Genomic DNA, 18,407 nt, shown 5'->3' on the forward strand with positions numbered 1-18,407 from the left:
GACAAAAGTTGATACGGGGCCTAAGCTGCCAGACTGACCTCTGGTAGCGCTCCCACCGTCCGTAACCTGCCGGAGGCGCACCGAACAAGGAGGAAGTGGCATGCGCCGCTGGACCGCGAGCGTACTCATCGCAGTGGCCGCCCTGACGCTCACCGCCGGTTGCGGCACCGCGTCCGGCGGTACCCCGGGCACCCCGACGGCCCCGGCCGTCTCCGCGCCCGAGACCAGGGAACCGATCCAGGTCAACGTGGCCGACGCGCTCGGCGTCGCCCAGCAGGAGTTCAGTCTGATCGCCGGCGGCGACTGGTCCGGCGCGTGGCAGCTGTGGACCGAGGAGGCCAAGAAGTCCGTCCCGGAGGAGGTCTTCGTCACCACCAACGAAGCCTGTCCGGTTCAGGACGGGGTCGAGTTCGAGCTCCAGGAGGTCAATCCGGTCAGCGAGACCGCGGTCGACCTCACCTGGCGACGCGACGACACCGTCGGCAACAGCTCGATGCGGCTGGAACAGGACACCTGGCGGTTCGACCCGGGCGGCGGCATGCTCGTCGAGTACGCATCCGGTGCCGACGACGCCATCGCCAACCGTCAGGCCGCCGGCAACTGCCCGTCCTGACCACCCCCGAAGGGCACCCGGCCGACACCTCATGGGTGCCCGGCGCACAAGCGGATGCCCGGCCCCGCGCCGCGAAACGTCGGCGGCCGGAGGCCGGGCAGCCCACGGGTACGGCTACCGCCAGGCGCGGCGGCGCTTGTTCTGGTGCATCATGTCGCCGGCCCGGCGCAGCAGGTTCGAGGTGCGCGACGGACCCCGGCGCGACTCCACCACCGAACTGAGCTTGCGCGCGCCAGCCGCCGCCAACGGCACCGCGATCGCCACGACCGCCCAGCGCTTGATCATCCTGCCGACCATGGTCGCCTCCTTCGTCGCGACGGGGTGTCCGCCACGTGCTCTCGGCGAACTCATACCCATCGACCCGCCCCGGTACGCCTGCCCGACGCCAGCGGAGACGACGCCCGATCGCCAACAGCTCGTCGTCAGTCCGCCGCCGTCGGCATCCGCAGCGCCGTCGTCGGGGCGGTGCCGGCGCCGTCGGTGGTGATCAGGAACAGCTCCAGTTCGTTGCGGCCCGGCACGAACAGCTCCTCGTCCGGGATCAGCCCGACGAACCGCATCTGTCCCGTCCGGTCCCGGGCGGCCTGTACCACGGTGCCGACCCGACCGTTGAGTGCGATCGCGATCGGCGCGCCGACCGGCACCGAGTCGGGCAGGGTGCCGTGCGCCAACGCCGGCAGCAGGCCGCTGTCCGGGTCGACGTCGCCGTACGCCGGCAGGTTCGCCACGGTCGCCGGCGGCCCGGTACCGGTCACCGTGAGATCGTCGACCGAGGTGCCGATCAGCTCGGCGGCCGGTAGCGGCGGCCAGACGGGCCGAGCGCTGCTGCCCGCTCGTACGGTGGCGAACAGGGTCGGTCCGTCCATCGTCATCGGCTGCCCCGGCTGCTGGTCGAACCGCTTGTCGGTGGTCTCGCGCTGCTCGCGCAGCGCCGAGATTCCGTCGGTGCGCCAGGGCACCTCGATGCCGGCGTGGTCGGCGACGGTGGGCAGCAGGTCGACGTGTTCCCAGTTGCGGTCGTCGACGCGGCCGGCCCGCTGACCCGGTTCCTTGACGAACAGCGGCACCCAGGCGAGTTCGGGCGCTGCCCGGAACTCGGCGTCCATCTCGCGGCCGGCGACGCCCTCGGTGAAGCTGCCGCCGTGGTCGGCGGTCACCACGATCAGCGCGTCGTCGTAGAGCCCGGACTCACGCAGGGTCCGCATCGCCTCACCGATCAGTACGTCGGTGTAGCCGACCTGCTCGATGTGCCGTTGATGGGTCAGTCGGGCCCACCAGGTGCCGTCCCAGGGCAGGCCGGCGGGGCCGTGGTAGCGGGTTCCCGACGGCAGGTACGTCCACGGCGAGTGCGGCATCAGCAGATGCAGGAAGTGCAGCGTCGGATCCTCCTGCGGACGCAACGAGGTGAGAAACTCGGTGAACCGGGCCGGCTGGTTCTCCGACAGCCGGCTCATCCGGAACTCCGGGCCGGTCTCCGGAGCCTTGTCGTTGGCCCGGATGTCGTCGGCGACGGTCGGCTCCCGGAAGCTGTCGGCCGGGTCCACCAGCGAATCGGTCGGTGAGACCAGTTGGCCGTACAGGGTGGCGGTCTCCCGCAGCATGACCGGCAGGCTCCCCCGCGCCTGCCCTGGCCGGCCCCGGCAGTGTTCCGGAGGGCACAGCTGGGTGACGTTCTCCCACGCCTCGATCTGGTACTGCGGGCCGAGGAGGGTGAACAGGTTCTCCGGGTGCTGCGAGTAGTGCGGGGTGACCTCGCCGGTCGGGTACCGACCGGTCAGCATTGCCGGTACGGCGGAGACCGTCTTGCCGCTGACCGCCGTCGCGTTGCGGTACCAGGTGGCGTCCGCCGCGAACTCGGCGAAGTGCGGCACCCTGTCGGCGTCGAGTTCACCCCGTTCGTCGAGCAGCGAGATCAGCGGGAACTCGTCCAGAAGGATGATCACGACCGGTGGGTGCGGGCCGATGCTGCGACCGGCCGTGCTCGACGCCTCGCCGCCGAGCAGCACCGCCGACGACGGCGACGCGAGGGCGAACAGCAGGACGAACACCAACGGCCCGACCGCCGCGACCCGCAGCACCTGTGCGGTCACGGTGAACCGTGCGTACGCCACGACCACCGCCACCGCCACCGCCGTGGCGGCTGCCAGCAGCAGCGGGCCACGCAGGCCGGTGAGCGACTTGCCGACCTGGACCGCCAGCAGCGTGCCGAGCCCGCCGAGCAGCAACAGGTGGGTCCACCGACCGGCGGCCGCGCCGGCCAGGCCGGCCAGCCGTTCGACGCCCCACAGCACCAGCGGCGGGCCGAGGGCCACGATCGTCACCAGGGTGAGCACCGCAGGGACGCCCGCGCCGTGGAAGAAGAAGAAATCCGGGCTGCGGCCGATGACGTCGAGCAGTGGCTGGGTGACGGCCAACCCGCTGAGCGCGGTCAGCTCCAGCAGGCTGTGCCAGGCCGGTCGGCGGCTGGAATCACCAGTCCGCTGGACGGAAGCACCGGTCGAGCGTGCCGGGTCACCGGCCGGCTCCGTCGGGTCATCCGCCAGCTTCGCTGAGTCACCTAGCGGCGGGGCCGGCGGATCGGTCACGCTGGTACGGTCGTCAGGCTCCGGCTCGGTCACGGTGCACTCCTATCACACCCGCCCCGACCACCCGACGGCACACTGTCGCATACCTGACCAGGAGCGCACCTCGCCACAGGAACCCTTTTCGGCAAAGGAACTTAACATCTATGAAACTAGATTAACCCTCACCATCGTGGCATGATCATCCGAAAGTCATCTTTCGCTTCCATGGAGTCACCATCACGCCGGCTTGACCCAGCAGTCAGGTGACGGACGAGACCACGTACAGGTGATCGAATGCCCAACGCGTCAGCCCTGCGCTCGGCGCACCCCCGCCAGGCGACCCGCCACGCCCCCGGGACCGTCTGATGCGGACGGTCTCCTCGTCGGCCGGCGAGGCCCTGCAGTCCGCCGCGGAGCAGGGCAGGATCTGCGCCATCGCGACCGCCGGTCACCGCGACCTGGCGACCCGCGCCACGACATACCCGGAGCTGCTGCCCCACCGGCCGTTCGACCCGTCGGTCTTCGCGGCGGTCGCGATGGCCACCGCGTTCGCCGCCCCGTGGTGCACCCCGGAGCAGCTGCGGTCAGCCAACCGGGCCACCATCTGGGGGTACGCGGCGCACTGGCGGATCCGGCACACCGGGTCCGACGACGACGTCATCGTCCTGATCGACCGCTGCCGGGCCGTCGCGCACGGGGCACCCGCCGGACAGCACGACGACCTCGGCCGGTTCCTCGCCGAAATCGTCGCCGAGCTCACCCCGTCACCTGCCTTCGCCGCCCGACGTGGCCTGTGGTGGGCCGAGCTGGAACGGATGTTGACCGCCCTGCACCGCGAATGGCGCTGGCGGGCCGCCCAGCGGGCCGAGCCGGCCGGTCACCGACCCAGCCTGCACGAGTACCTCGACAACGCCGCGACCATCGGCACCACCTTCGTCGACCTCACCCACTGGCTCCGGTTGGGCGACGGTCCGGCCATCGCCCACCTGCACGAGCTGATCACCGTCAGCCGCGAGGTCCAGCGGGTGCTGCGGCTGGTCGCCGACCTCGCCGCGCCACCCGGGCGGGACAGCGCGTCCGGCGGACTCGACACCCTCCTGGCGGCCGACCGGATCACCCTGCAGGAGCAGATCGGCCACCTCGTCGACCGCTGCCGGGAGCTGCTGCGTCCGCTGGAGGTCCGCTGTCCGCACCACGCCAGCTACCTGTCGCGCCAACTCGGCTTCAGCAGCGGCTTCCACCGGATCACCGACCTCTGGGGTGGACTGTGACCATCACCGACATCTGGCCCGGCACCCTCACCCGGCTGTCACACCCCCCGCGCCGTCGGCAACCGACCCCACTCGACCACGACTGGACCCGGCCGGCCCAGGATCTCGTCGACCAGCTGCTCACGACGGCCGGACCGGGCGACGAGGTGGCCGCCGCCGTCGAGCGCGCCCGGGTGCTGAGCACCCTGCTGCGGGTGGACCTGACGATCCTGGTCGCGCCGGAGCTGATCGATTCGCTCCAGGCCGCGGTACGGCCGAGCGGGCCCGCCAATCCGACGGCACCGGGCCCGTCGACAGGACAGGCACCGGACCCGTCCGGACGGCAGGCGGCGGCAGACGTCGGCGCCACCGCGCTGATCTCGTACGCCCTTGCGCTGCTCGGCCGCCCCACGGACCCGACGACGCTGCTCGACCACGCGACGACGCTGCGCGACCAGCGCGCCGACCCGCCCGCGCCGGTGACCGCCCAGGCGTACCTGCTCGAGGCGCTCGCCGCCGGCGACGCCGGCAGGCGTTACGGCGATGTGATGGCGGCCCGACGTACCGTCAGCGCCCGCCTCTGCGACCAGCAGCTCCCCGACGGGTCCTGGCCCGGCCGGCCCGCCGACTCGCCCTACGCCACCACAGCCTGCTGTGCACTGGCGCTGCAGGAGGCCGGCCTGGGCGCCCGTGCCTCCGCCGCGGTGCTGCGCGCCGTCGACTGGGTGCTGCGTACTCAACGGACCGACGGATCCTGGGGGCGCTGGTCAGGCACCGCCGAGGAGACCGGGTACGCGCTGCAGGTGCTGCTGGCCACCACCGACCCGCCCAGTGCCCGGATGGCGCAGGCGGCCGACCGCGGCCGCACCCACCTTGGCACACCGGACAGCCGGTGGCCGGACCCCCGGCCCGACACGGTCGGCGGTGGGCCGGGCCGGTCGGGGCGCGTCGTGCGGGCCGGCATCGTCGCCGCCGGGCATCTCGCCCGACAGGTGGCCGACGGCGAGGGGTGACCGCGCTCGTGCCGGCCCCGGGGGCGCTGGCCACCGCCGACGACGGCGCGGCGACCAGCGCCGGACCTTGACCAACGACACAGGCCGGCGGGACCTCCGGCCCTGTCCCGGGTGTCCGCCAGTGCCTGATCCTTGACGTGTCGGTAGAACCGGTACCGACACCGACATCGATCAGACAGGGGAGGGGATCGAGATGGCGGCACACACCACTCACCCGGCAACAGTCAGCGGGCGCGACCAGTCCACCACCGCTACGGCACCCCGATTCGGCACCGCGATCTGGGCGGTGGCCAGAATTGCCCTGGGATTCATCTTTCTCTGGGCCTTCCTCGACAAGCTCTTCGGCCTGGGCAAGGCCACCCCGAGCGAGCGGGCCTGGCTCAACGGCGGCTCGCCCACGACCGGCTACCTGAGCAACGTGGAAGGTCCGTTCGGCGGCTTCTTCGGCGGTATGGCGGGCCAGGCCTGGGCGGACTGGCTGTTCATGGCCGGGCTGGCCGGCATCGGCGTCGCGCTGATCCTGGGCATCGGAATGTGGATCGCCGCAGTCTCCGGCTCGCTGCTGCTGGGCCTCATGTGGTTGGCGGCGCTGCCGATCGCGAACAATCCGTTCCTCGACGACCACCTGGTGTACGGCCTGGTGCTGCTGGGGCTGGCAGCCACCGGCGCGGGCCTGCGCTACAGCCTCGCCGGCTGGTGGACGAGCCTGGCGATCGTGCGGCGCAACGCCTGGCTACGCTGACCGACTGGCCCCGTCGTGGCCCCGCTGACCTGGTCAGCGGGGCCACGACTCGTTGCGGGCGCCGGACCTGATCATCCGGAATGCACATGAGCGCCGGCCTCGGGCAAATGCTCGAGGCCGGCACCCACGTCCATCAAACGGCAGCTACCGAGCGTCCGAACCGGACACTCACCGCCCTGAGCGGTCGTCGCCTGAACCAGGCGAGCATCACTGCACCTCTATGCTAGACAGGCGGGCCGCCGCCGGTAATGGTTTGTGGGCCATCCCACGTCGACGACCGGCAGGCCGGTGCGTCCGGCCGCGATCACCCGGCCGGCGTCCGCATTGCCCGGCCAAGTCGAGGGATTCACCCCCGGGCACCGGCCCTGGCCAGCGGTAAATGCCGCCCGGAACGAGATCGATGCGGGCCCGGACGGCGACCGACGGACCACGGACAATGACGGAAGTGTTGCGGATTGGCATGGCAATGCGTCAGACTCAATTCCGAACACGGCCGTATCCCGAGGAGTGAGCACCTGTGGCCAAGAAAGTCATTACTCTGCTGACCGACGACCTTGACGGCAGCGAGGCCGATCGGACGGTGGAGTTCTCGCTGGACGGTGTCAGTTACACCATAGATCTGTCCGAGAAGAACGCCGGCAAGCTACGCAAGGCGTTGGACGCCTACATCGCCGCCGGAACCAGGGTCAGCCGTAGCACCGCTGCGGGGCGAGGAGGGCGGGGCAGCTACACGGCACCGCCGGCCCGGTCCGACCGCGAACAGAACCGGGCGATCCGTGAATGGGCAGCCAAGAACGGCTACGCGGTCTCGGAACGGGGCCGTATCCCGGCGAACGTGATCGCCGCCTACCACAAGGGCTGACCCACGCCCCTGGCAATTGCGGGCACAGGTGCCGGCAGGTGGCCCGGTCAGGTATCGGTGCCGACGGTACCGCCGGAAGGGAATCCCTCCGGCGGTACAGCGGATCATCCGTCGGCGCCCACCACCGGCAGCCGTGGTCGGTCGACACCGGCCCCGGTCCGGCGGCCGCATCCGGGCCCACCCGGATTCGTGTTCGGCGGCCGCTCGGCGGAATCAGTCGAACGCCACATGATCGAACGCGAACTCGCCGCTCATCTGAGCGCGGCTCTCCAGCAGGTCGCGCAACCTTTGACGCAGCTGGGCGCGGTCGCACAACTCCGGCTCGACGAGTTCGAGTGTCTTCAGCCGCTCTCCGACGGCGGCCGCCGCCAGATCCTCGGCGAATCGTGCCGGTTCAATCCCGCACTGCAGCCGGTGCGGACAGATCCGCACCCGCTCAAACAGAAAACGACCTTCGCGTACCGACAGCCATGCCCACCCCTCCGCCGATCCGTCTTTCCACCGTACGTGCAGCCCACGCAGCAGCGGGTCGGACAATTGTCGACCGACGAAGGCCTCCACGGCCCGCGCCCGGGCCACCGCGCCCAGATCGTTGACGTACCCGGTCCGGCCGTCGGGCAGCCGACCCACGATGTCGCGGTAACCGGTCTGCCCGGCAGTGGCATCCTCCGGGTCCACCCCGCCGATGCGCTGGAACGCTCGCGCGTCCAGGATGTACTCGACGATACGGCGGCCGGGCCCGGTAGCAGCGAACGCCGGCGACTCGACGCGCAACAGTTCCAGACCGAGTGCCTCGCAGACCGCGTCCGTCATCCGCTCGTCCCGCTGCTGCTCGGCTGACCGCGTCGCCGGGTCGACGAAGGTGACCACGAATTCCGGCCGGTGATCGGTCGCGTCGCACACCACGAAGTCGAACTGCGCCCGGGTCGCGACGCTCCACTGACGCGTCGTCACACCCGGCGGGCGACGGCCCGCTATCTGGCTGAGCCGCCGGTCGGGATGGACGACCCGGCCCGCACGCTCGAACAGCGCACCGCGCGCGAGCGCGGCGGTGTGTTCCGCAGGGCCGGGCAGTGGGCGCAGCCAGGATTGCCGGGAGCCGTTGTCGTTGGTCATCGAACTGTCCGTCACGTCGCAGCGAACCACACCGCGCCGCGGTCGGCACGGGTGCCGACCATGCTAAATGTTCCCGGGCGACGCCCACCGACGGCCACCGACCGCCGCCGGTCGCGGCGACCCACCCAGGGCAACTCAGCCGCCGGTCGCGGCGGCCGACCCAGGGAGCAGCCGTAACGCCAGTTCCGGGCAGTTCGCCACCGCCCGGTCGGCGTGCCGGCGCAGCGCTGGCGGCACGACCGGTTCCCGGCTGCCGTCGACCGACACCGGGAAGCCCCAGTCGTCGCGGGTCAGCAACTCCGGAAGGAACTCGATGCACAGCCCACGGCCGTCACAGCGGGCCCAGTCGATCTGCAGCCGCGCACCATCCGGTTGCTTCACCTGTCGTCACTCCTAACGGCGCCACCCCGAGGAGACCGCGTGCGGGTCATCACGATAGCTGTTGGACTCCCCGGCCGGTGGGTAGGTCGTCCGGCGGTACATGTCCGTGGCGTCGTAGGTCGGTCCCGGATCGGCACCGTATGCCGGATCCGTACCAGTGTCGTGCGCCGGGTCCACTGCCGGATATGCCGGGCCGACCGGATCGTAACCCTCCCCCCGGTACATGGCCACGTACTCGGCGGCCGGCTGGTACCGCAGATCGTCCGACCAGTCCGGATCGGACGCGGTACCAGGCACCTGGTACGGCGGGCCAGGATCGGCGTAGCCAGGGTTCGCCGGGTAGCCCGGGCCTGCGTAGCCAGCGGCGGCGTAGCCCGGGTCGGGGTAGCCCGGGTCGGGGTAGCCCGGGTCGGGGTAGCCGGCGGCGGCGTAGCCGGACTCGGCGGGGCCCGGGTCCGCGTGGCCGGCGGCGTAGGGGTCCCGCGTCTGAACGTCCTCGGAGTGGATCGCCTGGCCGTATCCGCCGCTGTATCCGCCGTACCCTTCGGACCCGCCGTACGCCGCTGGTGGGTCGTTCGCCGCAGCCGACGCGTTCACCGGCTGGTAGCTGGTAGCCGGCTTGCGGTACATGTCGAGCAGACTGCCACTGGTGGTCGTGCTGGCGTACCCGGAAACCGCCGGTGCGGAGCCGTCGGCGGTCGACGGATAGGACCACTGCCGCGCCGGCCGCGCCTCGACACCGTCGGTGGAGCCGCCGGCCGCCCGACGGACCGGGGCGGCGTCCGACGCGTGGCGGGCCGCGACGGCGTCCGGCACCCGGCGGGCCGGGGCGGCGACACCTGGCTGTCGTGGTCGGGGGCGCAGCCACAGGACGAATCGCCAGCCGAGCGCGCCGAGGACCGCGACCAGACAGACGGCACTGACGGCCAGCATCCAGAGCTCGCCGCTGTCGGTACCCGTACCGATGGAGTGGCCGAAGGCCGCCGGCCAGGAGGCGTACGCCAGCCAGTGCAACGCCCGCCACAGCCGGGGCCGTAGGTGCCGACGCAGCAGGCTCGTCACCACCAGGACCAGCATGACGTCACTGGCCACGGTGCCCATCCCCATGTAGAGCGGCCGGTACTCGGCGCCGAACGGGACGAACAGGTCGTACACCCGGAGTTTGGCGTACGGATCGAACAGCAGGGTCACGACATGGACGGTCAGCAACCCGATCGACAGCAGAGCCGCGTTGCGGTGCACCAGACTGACCGCGAACCGGGGCAGGCCGAACGCCGGCCGCCCGGATCTGCTGCCGACCCCGAGCACCACCACCACCGACAGCAGGATGAGTGCCATCACCCCGGTGCCGCGCGCGACGAACCACCCGGCTTCCGTCACGACCTCTCCTCCTTGGCCGACCAGCCGCCGACGGTGCGCACCGTGCCGTCGGCCGCCACCAGGCGGGCCGACGCGCCGAGGTCGGCGAGCCACCCTGGCGCGGCCGCGCCACGTACCAGCGCCGCCGTGCTCAATGTGTTGGCCCGCACGCAGGTGTAGGCGGCCACCGACACGCTGCGCCATACCCGCCCTGCCGGCAGTCCGGTACGTGGGTCGACGATGTGGTGCATCGTCGTGTCCCCGGCGAGCCACTGCCGGCTGACCGTGCTGGACGTGGCGACCGCCGCGCCAGCCGGAAGCTCGACCACGCAGTACGGGTCGTCGGGCTGGTCCTGGACCCGGATCCGCCAGCCCCCCTGCGGGGCGGCACCGGCGGTGGCGATGTCCCCGCCGAGGGCCACCATGGCACCGACCCCACAGCGTCGGGCCACGTCGCGGGCGGACCGGTCGGCGGCCCAGGCCTTCGCGGTCGCCCCCAGATCGAGTTGTACGCCGTCCGGCACGGTCAACCCGTTGCTGTCGAGCCGGACCTGGCGCCAGTCCACGGCCAGCGGTGCCGGCGGGCCGACGGCGGGCCGCCCGTGCAGGGTCACCCAGTGGAGATCGTCGTCGTAGCCGAGCCGGCACAGCGCCGCGCCGACCGTCGGATCCACCGCACCGTCGGTGTCCCGCGCGGCGCGCAGGGCGACCGACAGCAGGCCGGCGAGCAGCGGGCTGACCGGCACCGTCGCGCCACCGGCCCGGCTGGCCCGGACAAGTTCGGAATCGGGCCGGAACCGGCTGCAGGCGGCGTCGACGGCGTCGAGGACGTCCTCGACGATCGCCCGGGCGGCCGGCACCGCGGCCGGGTCGGTCACCACGACCCGGGCCAGCGTCCCCCACACCTGCCACTGTGCACAGTCCCGCCCCACCGGCAGAGTCTCCAGCAGCGGCATCGGGTCACGACCCGCCGGTCGTGGCCTGGCCTGGCCCGCCCCCGCCGTCGGTGACCTCGGGGAACTCCTCGGCCGACGGCTGTTCGCCGGCCTCGGCGGCCGGGTCGGCGGCGGCCGGGGGTGCCTCGTCCGGCGCGGTGTCCGGCGCGGGCTGGCCGTCCTCCGCCGCCGGTGGTGGCGCACCACCGGGTACGACACCGGACGGGACGACGGTCTCCTGCTCCGCGGTGTGCGCGGCGTGTGCCGCCATGGCGACACCGAGTGTGCCGGCGATGCTCACCGCCGCCAGACCACCGGTGAGCATCGTGACCCGCCGGTATCCGCGTTCGCGCTCCCCCAACGTCGCCTCCTGCGTCAGCGTCGGCGGGCCCCCGCCGTCAAACCGGGATACGGCTACGACCGTCACCCGGTTCAACCCGTCAGGCATCACCCGAACATCGACCGGCGGCGTACCCCACCCGACGATTTGCAGCGCCGCCGATCGATGGCACCGTGTCCACAGCGGAGGGCGATCCGTCCTGCGCTTCGGACCGGCGGCCGGACCCGGCCGCAGCCGATCGGCGACGAAGGGAACCGGATGTCGACAAGGACAGGGCGGGCGTCGGCGGCGACGCTGACGGCGATAGCGGCGGCGCTGCTCATGATCGTGTCGCTGGCGCCGGCCAGCCAGGCGGCCGGCTCGGGCTTCTCGCACCTCAACCCGGGTGGCGCACCGAAGCTGACCGAGAAGGTGCCGGTCAACGTGGTGTTCCTCGGATACCAACCGGCGCAGGTCGACCGGGACGCGTACCTGGCCGGCCTGCCGAGCGGCTACGAGCCGGTGGTGCGGTCCCGGCTGTGGTACGACCAGGTGGAGAAGCTCGGACTGACCTACACCTACGACTATCGCGTGCGGTACGCGGACAAGCGGTACGAGAACCGGTTCTTCGCCGAGTTGGGCCGCTTGGCGACACCGGCTCCGCTGACGATCTACCAGGAGCTCTACAACGAGCAACGTGACGCGGTCACCACGATCACCGACAACCATCACATCGACGCGGCCAGCGTCGAGCGGTGGCTGGCGCTCAACCCGCCGGCAGGGGTCGACACCCGGCGCAACACCACCTGGTACGGCGACCAGGTCAACTCGATGATGAGCTACATCGACCTGAACTGGGACTTCAGTCAGTTCGACCGGGACAACAGCGACCGGTTCCTCACCGCGGCGTACAACGAGGCGGCGAACCGGCTGGCCGGCGAGGTCCTGGACAGTCGGCACGCTGGCCGGGCCCGTGGTGAGCTGCGGGCGGCCGACCGGCTCCTCGGGGCGGCCCAGCGGTCGCTGAGCCGGCACGACTACCGGCAGGCGCTGATCCTGGCCGAGCAGGCGTACGACAGGGTGACCGAGGCGGCGCGGCGGGCCGGCGTACCGACCGACTCCGCCGCCGAGGCGATGGCCACCCGGGCGGCGCAGGCGCGCAGCGTGGTCGACCTCGGCGGGCCGCACGAGTTCATCGACACGTTGGGGCCGGACGGGCCGCGTAGCCAGCCCTGACCCCGACGGGCGGGGGTGTCGGCGTGCTGCCGCACCCCCGCCCACCGCCCGGGCCGGACCGGCTCCGGGGCTGCATGCTGTCCGGGTGACGGAAGGCACCACCCGTAGAGCATCCTAGGACGAACCGCCCTGCCCGGTCAGCCGACGCAGGCCGGGTCGATCGCGGCCGGCGCACCACCGCTCGCCACCACCAGGCCGAAGGTGATCGTCGTGCCCGGCGCCACCGTCCCGTTGTAGGCCACGTCGCGGACCACGACGGACTGTCCGTCAGCATCTACCTGGCCACCCCAGGCCGCCTGGATCCGTTCGTCCCCTGGCCACTGCCAGGAGACCGCCCAGCCGTTCAACGGCCGCGACCCGATGTTGCGGACAGTGACCGTGCTGAGGTATCCGCCGGGCCAGCTCGCGTCCACCACTGCGGATGCGACGCACCCGGTCGCCGCCACCGTCCGGGCCGGACCACCGATGTGGAGCATCTCCTGGCGTCCGTCGGCACCGGCGAACCGGAACCAGTACGCGGTGTCGGGTGTCAGCCCGTCGACGGTGATCGACCCGTGCTGTTCCAGACCGGACGTCGCGGTCGCCACCGGGTCACGTTGCTGCTGCGCGTCGGCCTGGCTGGTGTACAGGGTCATGGTCAGCGGCAGCGTGAAGCCACACGGTGGGCCGACCACGAACATCGAATAGCTGATCGTGACACTGGTCTCGGTCGTGCCGGTCACCGACGCCGTCAGCGGCAGCACCGGCGGGCACGCCGGGGGCGGGGTCGCCGTGGCGGCGGTGCCCGGCGGTGGGGTCGCCTGGGCCGGGCCGGCCCAGGCGGCGGCGGTCACGATCGCGGCGGTCAGCGCGACGCCGAGTCGGTGCGGCATTACGGGCTCCTCGTGAGCTGTCGGGGCAGGTCGGACCGGCGGACCAGAGCGCATGGCACCTCTGGCGGGGGTACGCGGCTGGTGCTCCCGCCGGTGGGTGGGCTGCCACCACAGTGGGTGCGGCGACCGGGAACGGAACTCGACGGTGCGGTTCGGACGGCCCGCACTGGCTCCGGTGCGACGGTCCCGAAATTCTGACACGCTCCAATGATCGTTACAACCATCGATCGACGTGAACGTCTCGCTATGCCGTACGGCGATATCCCGTCGACCGGGTTGACCGCACCTGCGATCATGGCCGCCGTGACCAAGCTGAACCAGATCATCGCGGTGGAGAAGGGCGTCAAGAGCAAGTCCTTCGCGGAGTTGACCGAGGCGCATCACGCGGTGCAGAAGCAACCGCTGCTGTCCGGGATCTCGCGTACCTACCAGCCGAAGGACGAGGAGGGCGAGCAGTTCCCACCCGAGTCGACCCGGGTGCAGGTGCACGCCGAACAGGTGTTGCGGGACGTGGCGAAGACCCTCACCCGGTTGTTCGACGTCACCGCCACCAAGGACTGGGCGAACACCCGGGCCACCGCGGACGTGACGGTCGACGGTCGGACACTGATCACCGCCGTACCGGTGTCGTATCTGCTCTTCCTGGAAAAGCAACTGGTCGACCTGCACACCTTCGTCAAGAAGCTGCCGGTGCTTGACGCCGCCGAGTCGTGGAGCCGCGACGAGTCGACCGATTCCTGGCGGACCGATCCGGTGCGGACCGTGAAGACCAGGAAGGTGCCCCGCAACCACGTCAAGGCCGAGGCGACCGACAAGCACCCGGCGCAGGTCGAGGTCTACTACGAGGACGTCCCGATCGGTTACTGGACGACGGTGAAGTTCTCCGGAGCGTTGCCGGCGCGGCGGGTCAACGAGCTGCTGGACCGGATCTCCACGCTGCAGATGGCGGTGAAGTTCGCCCGCGAGGAGGCCAACGGCGCCGAGGTCACCGACCAGCGGGTCGGCGACGCTGTCTTCGGCTACCTTTTCGGGTAGTGGAACCGGCCGCTGCGCGGCGGTTCGGCTACCCTCACAGTCTCCCCCGGACTGAGCCCCGGGGGTGGCCGTCACCCGGAGAATCTCCTGGGTGACGGAGATGGAGCACCACGCTGAAGCTGATTGCAGAAGCTGACGAAGCGGTCCCAGTGCGGGTTCGAGTCCCGCCCCCGGTACCACACACCGGGGTGGCCCAACTGGCAGAGGCAGCCGCGTTCACCCTCAGACTCTCGCTCCACGCTCAGCATTCGCCACCGGTCGTCAGGTCGAGGAGGGACGGACAGGGACAGCTGGATGCTGGTTCGATTCCAGCCCGCGCCTCCACGCGGCGCGGTAGTTTAAGGGCAAAACCCGGTGTCATGAGAGTGATCCGGCCCGTTAAACGTGTTGACGACAGCAAGTGGGTGGCAGCCCAGAGGCCCGGAGACAGGACAGGTCTCCGGGCCTCGCCATGTCGTCGGCTCAGGGGCAGGGCTGCCAGGCCATGTGGTAGGTGGTCTCGATGCTGCCGTCGGTCGAGTCCATCGTCAGGAAGCTCTCCCCTGTCGACGTGCCCTTGGTCAGCCGCAGCTCAGTGTTGATGTTGAGGTTGCGCAGCTCACCACAGGGGTGCCAGACCACGGAACCGATCGGGACCTCGTCGGTGACCACCCAGTTGTCGTCCAGCGGCGCGGCGATCGGGTGGTTGGTGGAGGTGCTCTCGGTCATGCCCTGGAAGTAGTAGTTGGCCATCTGCGTGGCGATGGCACCCGGCTCGAGCAGGCCGTACCCCCGGTAGTCCACCTTGACGATCGCGAAGGTGTAGCCGGCCGGGACGTGCACCAGCACGTTGAGCTGGCAGTTGCGGCGCCCGTCGGTGACCGGGATGCCGGGGCCGGCCTGGACCAGGTAGTCGCTGTAGATCGTGGTGAAGGCCGTGTTGTCCGGCGAGACCGCCACGTCCGCAGTGCCGGGCTCGCAACCGGAGCCGGCCATCGCGACCAACTCGATGACGACCTTGTCGGCGGGTGGGTCGTCCATGATGCTGCGAGCGGACGCGGGCGCCCCCGCGATCAGTGACGAGGCGAGCAGCGCGAGCACCACACCGCCGCGCGTCAGCAGTTTGCGCATGAAACTACCTCCAAGGCTTGATTTGACCTTGCATGCGCGCCAACTTACTTCTGGCATCGATGAATGTCAACGTCTAATGTTTATGCTGAACACTGACACAAAGTTGAGCCGAATCCGACCGAGAACCGGACGCAAGTCGCCATTATCCGAAGGTCGACCCGAAGCCGCGCCGACACACACTGCGAGCGCAACAGCCATTCCAGCCAGACATAAGCCCCGAAATCGGGACGGCATCTCCGGCAGATCGCGCCCAGCAGTGATCAATTTGCGGACTCCTCCGGTATTGCATTGGTGAACAACAATGCTTGCGATGCTCGCCGCATCTGGTTATCATGCATTCGCGGGCCACCAGCGAGGTGACCGTTCCAACCACTTGCGACCCTGCGCCAGGAACCCAGAGAGCAAGGAGCCGCGCGGGCTGTTCGGCACCACCGCACGTTTCCATCCGGTTGATATCGGCTCCACCCGGGAGGGGATTGGTATGTCTAGAAACCTCGTCGGCACCGGACGCGGAATCGGCACCGCACTCGGCGTGGCCCTCGCGCTGTGTCTGGTCGCGCCGGCCCACGCGGCACCGGTCGACCCGGCGGGCGCCCCCGAGGGCAGCATCTCCGTCGAGGTGCTCGCCGCCAACGGCTCCGGTTGCGCGCCCGGTACGGCCAGGGTCGTCGCCCAACCCGACGGCTCCGGCTTCCGGATCCGCTACTTCGATTTCGTCGCCAGCGCTGGCGGCGGAACCGACCCCGCCGCCAGTCGGCGGAACTGCCAGCTCGGCGTCCTCGTCACGGTGCCGGCCGGTTGGACGTTCGCCGTCGCCACCGCCGACTACCGGGGCCGCGCCGCAGTGCCCGCCGGGGCGGCCGGTCTGCAGCGCACCAACTACTACTGGCAGGGATCCTCGGACTCCAGCCGCACCGAGGAGACCTTCGACGGGCCGTACCACGGGCTCTGGTCCACCCGCGACGCCGCACCGGTGCTGTCCTACCTGCCCTGTGGACAGCAGCGGGTGCTCAACATCAACACCGAGCTGCGGGTCGACGCCGGCACGTCCGCAGGCATCACCACCATGTCGATGACCAGCACCGACGCTGACATCGACACCTTGTTCAACCTTGCCTGGCAGCGGTGCTGACCGCGCTGGGCTGACCTGCCACGCGCCAGCACCGAGGTCGCCACGACAGGCAGGCGAACAGCGTCGACGGGCACCGAGGCGCATCCGACGGGCGTGGGCAGCGGCTCCGCTGCCCACGCCTCGCGACCGTGCCGCGTCATCGTCCGGTGAGCCGCAGGCCGACCGGGGTGCCCACCGTGCGATGGGCACGCAGAAACCCGTCCACCGACGCCGACCAGGGGAACCGTTCGGCCCGCGCCCGGGCCGCCGCCCGCCGGGCCGACTCCGGACGCCGCGCCAGCTCGACGATCGCGTCGGCGAAGCCGACTCCCCCACCGGTGGCGGCCAGTCCCGCGTCGGCGACCACCTCCGGCAGCGCGCTCTCGGCGGCGACCACCACGGGCGTGCCACTGGCCAACGCCTCCAGCGCGGCCAGCCCGAAGGTCTCCACCGGCCCCGGTGCGACCACCACGTCGGCGCTGGCCATCAACCGGGCGATCTCGGTGCGGTCGTCGACGTAGTTGGCGAAGTGCACCGCCAGGCCGGCGGCTGCGGCCTGTTCACGCAGCCCTGCCTGGCGAGGACCGGTGCCGACGAACACTCCCACCGCCGCGACCCGGCGGCGGCGCAACTGCGCGAGGGCGGCGAGCACCCGTTCCGGACATTTTTCCGCCGACAACCGGGCACAGTGCAGCACCAGCAACTCACCGGCCGGGGCGTACCGCTGCCGGACGGCAGGATCGTAGCACCGAGGATGGAACCGTTCGAGGTCGACGCCGAGCGGGACCCGTACCAGATTGTCGACGCCGATCCGGGCGAACTCGCGGGCGGCCCACCCGGTGGTGCACAGCACCGTGTCGAAGCTGGCGGCGGTGGCGGCGTTGAGCCGGTCGGCGATCCGGGTGGTCAGTCGTGCCGACGCGCGACGTCCGCCGAACGGCAGCCCCAACAGCCCGTCGAGGGTCTCGTGGGACACCATCACCGACGGCACACCGGCACGGCGCGCCCACCGCCCCGTCCACCGAAGCGTGGTCCGGTCGGAGACCTCCAGGCGGTCCGGGGCCAGCTCGGTCAACAACCGGCGTAGCCGCGACCGGGCCACCAGCACCCGGTAGCCGCCGGTCCCGGGGACCACCGGGCCGGCGAGGGTGATCACCCGGCCCTGGCCGGTCTGTTCGTCCGAGTCCACCGCCCCCGGCATGATCAGCACCGGCTCGTGGCCGGCGGCCAGGTAGCCGGTGCCCAGTTCACGCAGGGCGGTCCGGAGCCCACCGGAGCTGCCGGTGATGAAATTCGCCAGCCGGACGATCCTCATGACGCGGTCACCATGCGCCGAGCATGCGGGCTGCTGGTCGGCCTGCGGTCCACGGACACGTGACGTGTCGGCGAACTGTCGCTGACCGCGAGGTCAGCCCGATCCTGGTCAAGACCAGCCGTACCCGCCCCGTAACGCGTGGCACACCCGGTCGAACCGGGCCCGGTCCAGAATCGCGCCTTCGCGGCGGATGCTGTCCTCCCGCATGGTGAGCACCCGGTCGAGCCGGATCCAGCTGGGTCGGCCGTCCTTGCCCCAGGCGCCCAACGCCAGCCAGTGCCGCTGCCCGTCCCGGTCGGACTGGCTGGACAGCATCAGCCCGAACAGGGTGCGGCTGGTCCGCCCGACGACGAGCACCGGCCGGTCCTTGCCCTGGCGCGGGTCGTCCTCGTACGGCACCCAGGTCCAGACGATCTCGCCGGGATCGGCATGTCCGTCCAGCTCCGGCGCGTAGGACAGTTCCCGTCGCTGCAGCCTCGCCACCTGGCGGGGCCGGGCCGGGCGGGCCGGCTTCGGGGCCCGCTGCGCCGGGACACGCTGCCCGGTGAGTCGGCCAACGGTCGCGGTCACGCCC

General features: G+C 71.1%; 19 protein-coding genes. 8 read left to right on the top strand and 11 right to left on the bottom strand.

Annotated features, from left to right (window positions below):
- Positions 1-100 precede the first annotated feature (100 nt).
- Entirely contained in the window at positions 101-613 is a 513-nt protein-coding gene (locus ACN28F_RS04055; protein ID WP_421357031.1) for a hypothetical protein, read from the top strand.
- 114 nt (positions 614-727) lie between these two features.
- On the opposite strand, the gene ACN28F_RS04060 is transcribed toward ACN28F_RS04055, so the two are convergent.
- Positions 728-910 (bottom strand): hypothetical protein, encoded by a 183-nt coding sequence (locus ACN28F_RS04060; RefSeq protein WP_282227967.1) that lies wholly within the window; start codon positions 908-910, stop codon positions 728-730.
- 125 nt (positions 911-1,035) lie between these two features.
- On the bottom strand, positions 1,036-3,156 hold the full coding sequence (locus tag ACN28F_RS04065) for a sulfatase-like hydrolase/transferase (protein WP_421361247.1): 2,121 nt from the start codon (positions 3,154-3,156) through the stop codon (positions 1,036-1,038).
- A gap of 386 nt (positions 3,157-3,542) precedes the next feature.
- Here ACN28F_RS04065 and ACN28F_RS04070 point away from each other — a divergent pair, with 386 nt between their 5' ends.
- The 4 genes from ACN28F_RS04070 (at position 3,543) to ACN28F_RS04085 (ending at position 7,044) form a co-directional block, all read left to right on the top strand.
- Positions 3,543-4,448: a terpene synthase family protein gene (locus ACN28F_RS04070; protein ID WP_289206781.1), complete on the top strand. Its 906-nt coding sequence runs from the start codon at positions 3,543-3,545 to the stop codon at positions 4,446-4,448.
- Positions 4,445-5,440, top strand: coding sequence for a prenyltransferase/squalene oxidase repeat-containing protein (locus ACN28F_RS04075; RefSeq protein WP_289206782.1), 996 nt, complete (start codon positions 4,445-4,447; stop codon positions 5,438-5,440). Before ACN28F_RS04070 ends, ACN28F_RS04075 begins: the two co-directional genes overlap by 4 nt.
- Positions 5,441-5,633: 193 nt before the next feature.
- The gene (locus ACN28F_RS04080; RefSeq protein WP_289206783.1) at positions 5,634-6,182 is read left to right on the top strand and encodes a hypothetical protein; all 549 of its coding nucleotides are present in this window, start codon (positions 5,634-5,636) and stop codon (positions 6,180-6,182) included.
- Between the two features lie 517 nt (positions 6,183-6,699).
- Positions 6,700-7,044, top strand: coding sequence for a histone-like nucleoid-structuring protein Lsr2 (locus tag ACN28F_RS04085; protein WP_289206784.1), 345 nt, complete (start codon positions 6,700-6,702; stop codon positions 7,042-7,044).
- Positions 7,045-7,257: 213 nt separating this feature from the next.
- Here the strand turns inward: ACN28F_RS04085 and ACN28F_RS04090 are convergent, their stop codons facing one another.
- The 5 genes from ACN28F_RS04090 to ACN28F_RS04110 all read right to left on the bottom strand — a co-directional run bounded on the left by ACN28F_RS04090 (position 7,258) and on the right by ACN28F_RS04110 (position 11,283).
- The gene (locus tag ACN28F_RS04090; RefSeq protein WP_289206785.1) at positions 7,258-8,160 is read right to left on the bottom strand and encodes a DUF2726 domain-containing protein; all 903 of its coding nucleotides are present in this window, start codon (positions 8,158-8,160) and stop codon (positions 7,258-7,260) included.
- 135 nt (positions 8,161-8,295) lie between these two features.
- Positions 8,296-8,541, bottom strand: coding sequence for a ferredoxin (locus tag ACN28F_RS04095; RefSeq protein ID WP_289206786.1), 246 nt, complete (start codon positions 8,539-8,541; stop codon positions 8,296-8,298).
- Between the two features lie 12 nt (positions 8,542-8,553).
- Entirely contained in the window at positions 8,554-9,921 is a 1,368-nt protein-coding gene (locus ACN28F_RS04100; protein ID WP_421357032.1) for a ferric reductase-like transmembrane domain-containing protein, read from the bottom strand.
- Positions 9,918-10,856: an FAD:protein FMN transferase gene (locus ACN28F_RS04105; RefSeq protein ID WP_289206788.1), complete on the bottom strand. Its 939-nt coding sequence runs from the start codon at positions 10,854-10,856 to the stop codon at positions 9,918-9,920. Before ACN28F_RS04105 ends, ACN28F_RS04100 begins: the two co-directional genes overlap by 4 nt.
- Positions 10,857-10,860: 4 nt before the next feature.
- The gene (locus ACN28F_RS04110) at positions 10,861-11,283 is read right to left on the bottom strand and encodes a hypothetical protein (protein WP_289206789.1); all 423 of its coding nucleotides are present in this window, start codon (positions 11,281-11,283) and stop codon (positions 10,861-10,863) included.
- 150 nt (positions 11,284-11,433) lie between these two features.
- On the opposite strand from ACN28F_RS04110, the gene ACN28F_RS04115 reads away from it, so the two are divergent.
- Positions 11,434-12,390, top strand: a complete 957-nt coding sequence (locus ACN28F_RS04115; RefSeq protein ID WP_421357033.1) for a hypothetical protein — start codon at positions 11,434-11,436, stop codon at positions 12,388-12,390.
- 137 nt (positions 12,391-12,527) lie between these two features.
- On the opposite strand, the gene ACN28F_RS04120 is transcribed toward ACN28F_RS04115, so the two are convergent.
- On the bottom strand, positions 12,528-13,262 hold the full coding sequence (locus tag ACN28F_RS04120) for a cellulose binding domain-containing protein (protein ID WP_289206791.1): 735 nt from the start codon (positions 13,260-13,262) through the stop codon (positions 12,528-12,530).
- Positions 13,263-13,565: 303 nt separating this feature from the next.
- On the opposite strand from ACN28F_RS04120, the gene ACN28F_RS04125 reads away from it, so the two are divergent.
- Positions 13,566-14,297, top strand: a complete 732-nt coding sequence (locus tag ACN28F_RS04125; RefSeq protein ID WP_353850581.1) for a hypothetical protein — start codon at positions 13,566-13,568, stop codon at positions 14,295-14,297.
- Positions 14,298-14,759: 462 nt separating this feature from the next.
- Here the strand turns inward: ACN28F_RS04125 and ACN28F_RS04130 are convergent, their stop codons facing one another.
- A complete protein-coding gene (locus ACN28F_RS04130; protein ID WP_289206793.1) occupies positions 14,760-15,407 on the bottom strand; it encodes a DUF4360 domain-containing protein in 648 nt (215 codons plus the stop codon).
- Positions 15,408-15,888: 481 nt separating this feature from the next.
- Between ACN28F_RS04130 and ACN28F_RS04135 the strand changes: the two genes are divergently transcribed.
- Positions 15,889-16,539: a DUF4360 domain-containing protein gene (locus ACN28F_RS04135; protein ID WP_421357034.1), complete on the top strand. Its 651-nt coding sequence runs from the start codon at positions 15,889-15,891 to the stop codon at positions 16,537-16,539.
- Between the two features lie 136 nt (positions 16,540-16,675).
- On the opposite strand, the gene ACN28F_RS04140 is transcribed toward ACN28F_RS04135, so the two are convergent.
- Both ACN28F_RS04140 and ACN28F_RS04145 read right to left on the bottom strand, forming a co-directional pair.
- A complete protein-coding gene (locus tag ACN28F_RS04140) occupies positions 16,676-17,833 on the bottom strand; it encodes a glycosyltransferase (protein WP_289206795.1) in 1,158 nt (385 codons plus the stop codon).
- A gap of 108 nt (positions 17,834-17,941) precedes the next feature.
- Positions 17,942-18,403 (bottom strand): type II toxin-antitoxin system PemK/MazF family toxin, encoded by a 462-nt coding sequence (locus ACN28F_RS04145; protein WP_421361248.1) that lies wholly within the window; start codon positions 18,401-18,403, stop codon positions 17,942-17,944.
- Between the last annotated feature and the right edge of the window lie 4 nt (positions 18,404-18,407).

Source organism: Solwaraspora sp. WMMA2101 (genome assembly GCF_049179175.1).
Taxonomy (GTDB): Bacteria; Actinomycetota; Actinomycetes; order Mycobacteriales; family Micromonosporaceae; genus Micromonospora_E.

What these genes read in the sequence shown, in the direction of transcription:
- ACN28F_RS04055 (WP_421357031.1), top strand. Translation starts at nt 101, where the DNA reads ATGCGCCGCTGGACCGCGAGCGTACTCATCGCAGTGGCCGCCCTGACG.
- ACN28F_RS04060 (WP_282227967.1), bottom strand. Translation starts at nt 910, where the DNA reads ATGGTCGGCAGGATGATCAAGCGCTGGGCGGTCGTGGCGATCGCGGTG.
- ACN28F_RS04070 (WP_289206781.1), top strand. Translation starts at nt 3,543, where the DNA reads ATGCGGACGGTCTCCTCGTCGGCCGGCGAGGCCCTGCAGTCCGCCGCG.
- ACN28F_RS04080 (WP_289206783.1), top strand. Translation starts at nt 5,634, where the DNA reads ATGGCGGCACACACCACTCACCCGGCAACAGTCAGCGGGCGCGACCAG.
- ACN28F_RS04090 (WP_289206785.1), bottom strand. Translation starts at nt 8,160, where the DNA reads ATGACCAACGACAACGGCTCCCGGCAATCCTGGCTGCGCCCACTGCCC.
- ACN28F_RS04105 (WP_289206788.1), bottom strand. Translation starts at nt 10,856, where the DNA reads ATGCCGCTGCTGGAGACTCTGCCGGTGGGGCGGGACTGTGCACAGTGG.
- ACN28F_RS04110 (WP_289206789.1), bottom strand. Translation starts at nt 11,283, where the DNA reads ATGCCTGACGGGTTGAACCGGGTGACGGTCGTAGCCGTATCCCGGTTT.
- ACN28F_RS04115 (WP_421357033.1), top strand. Translation starts at nt 11,434, where the DNA reads ATGTCGACAAGGACAGGGCGGGCGTCGGCGGCGACGCTGACGGCGATA.
- ACN28F_RS04120 (WP_289206791.1), bottom strand. Translation starts at nt 13,262, where the DNA reads ATGCCGCACCGACTCGGCGTCGCGCTGACCGCCGCGATCGTGACCGCC.
- ACN28F_RS04130 (WP_289206793.1), bottom strand. Translation starts at nt 15,407, where the DNA reads ATGCGCAAACTGCTGACGCGCGGCGGTGTGGTGCTCGCGCTGCTCGCC.
- ACN28F_RS04135 (WP_421357034.1), top strand. Translation starts at nt 15,889, where the DNA reads ATGTCTAGAAACCTCGTCGGCACCGGACGCGGAATCGGCACCGCACTC.
- ACN28F_RS04140 (WP_289206795.1), bottom strand. Translation starts at nt 17,833, where the DNA reads ATGAGGATCGTCCGGCTGGCGAATTTCATCACCGGCAGCTCCGGTGGG.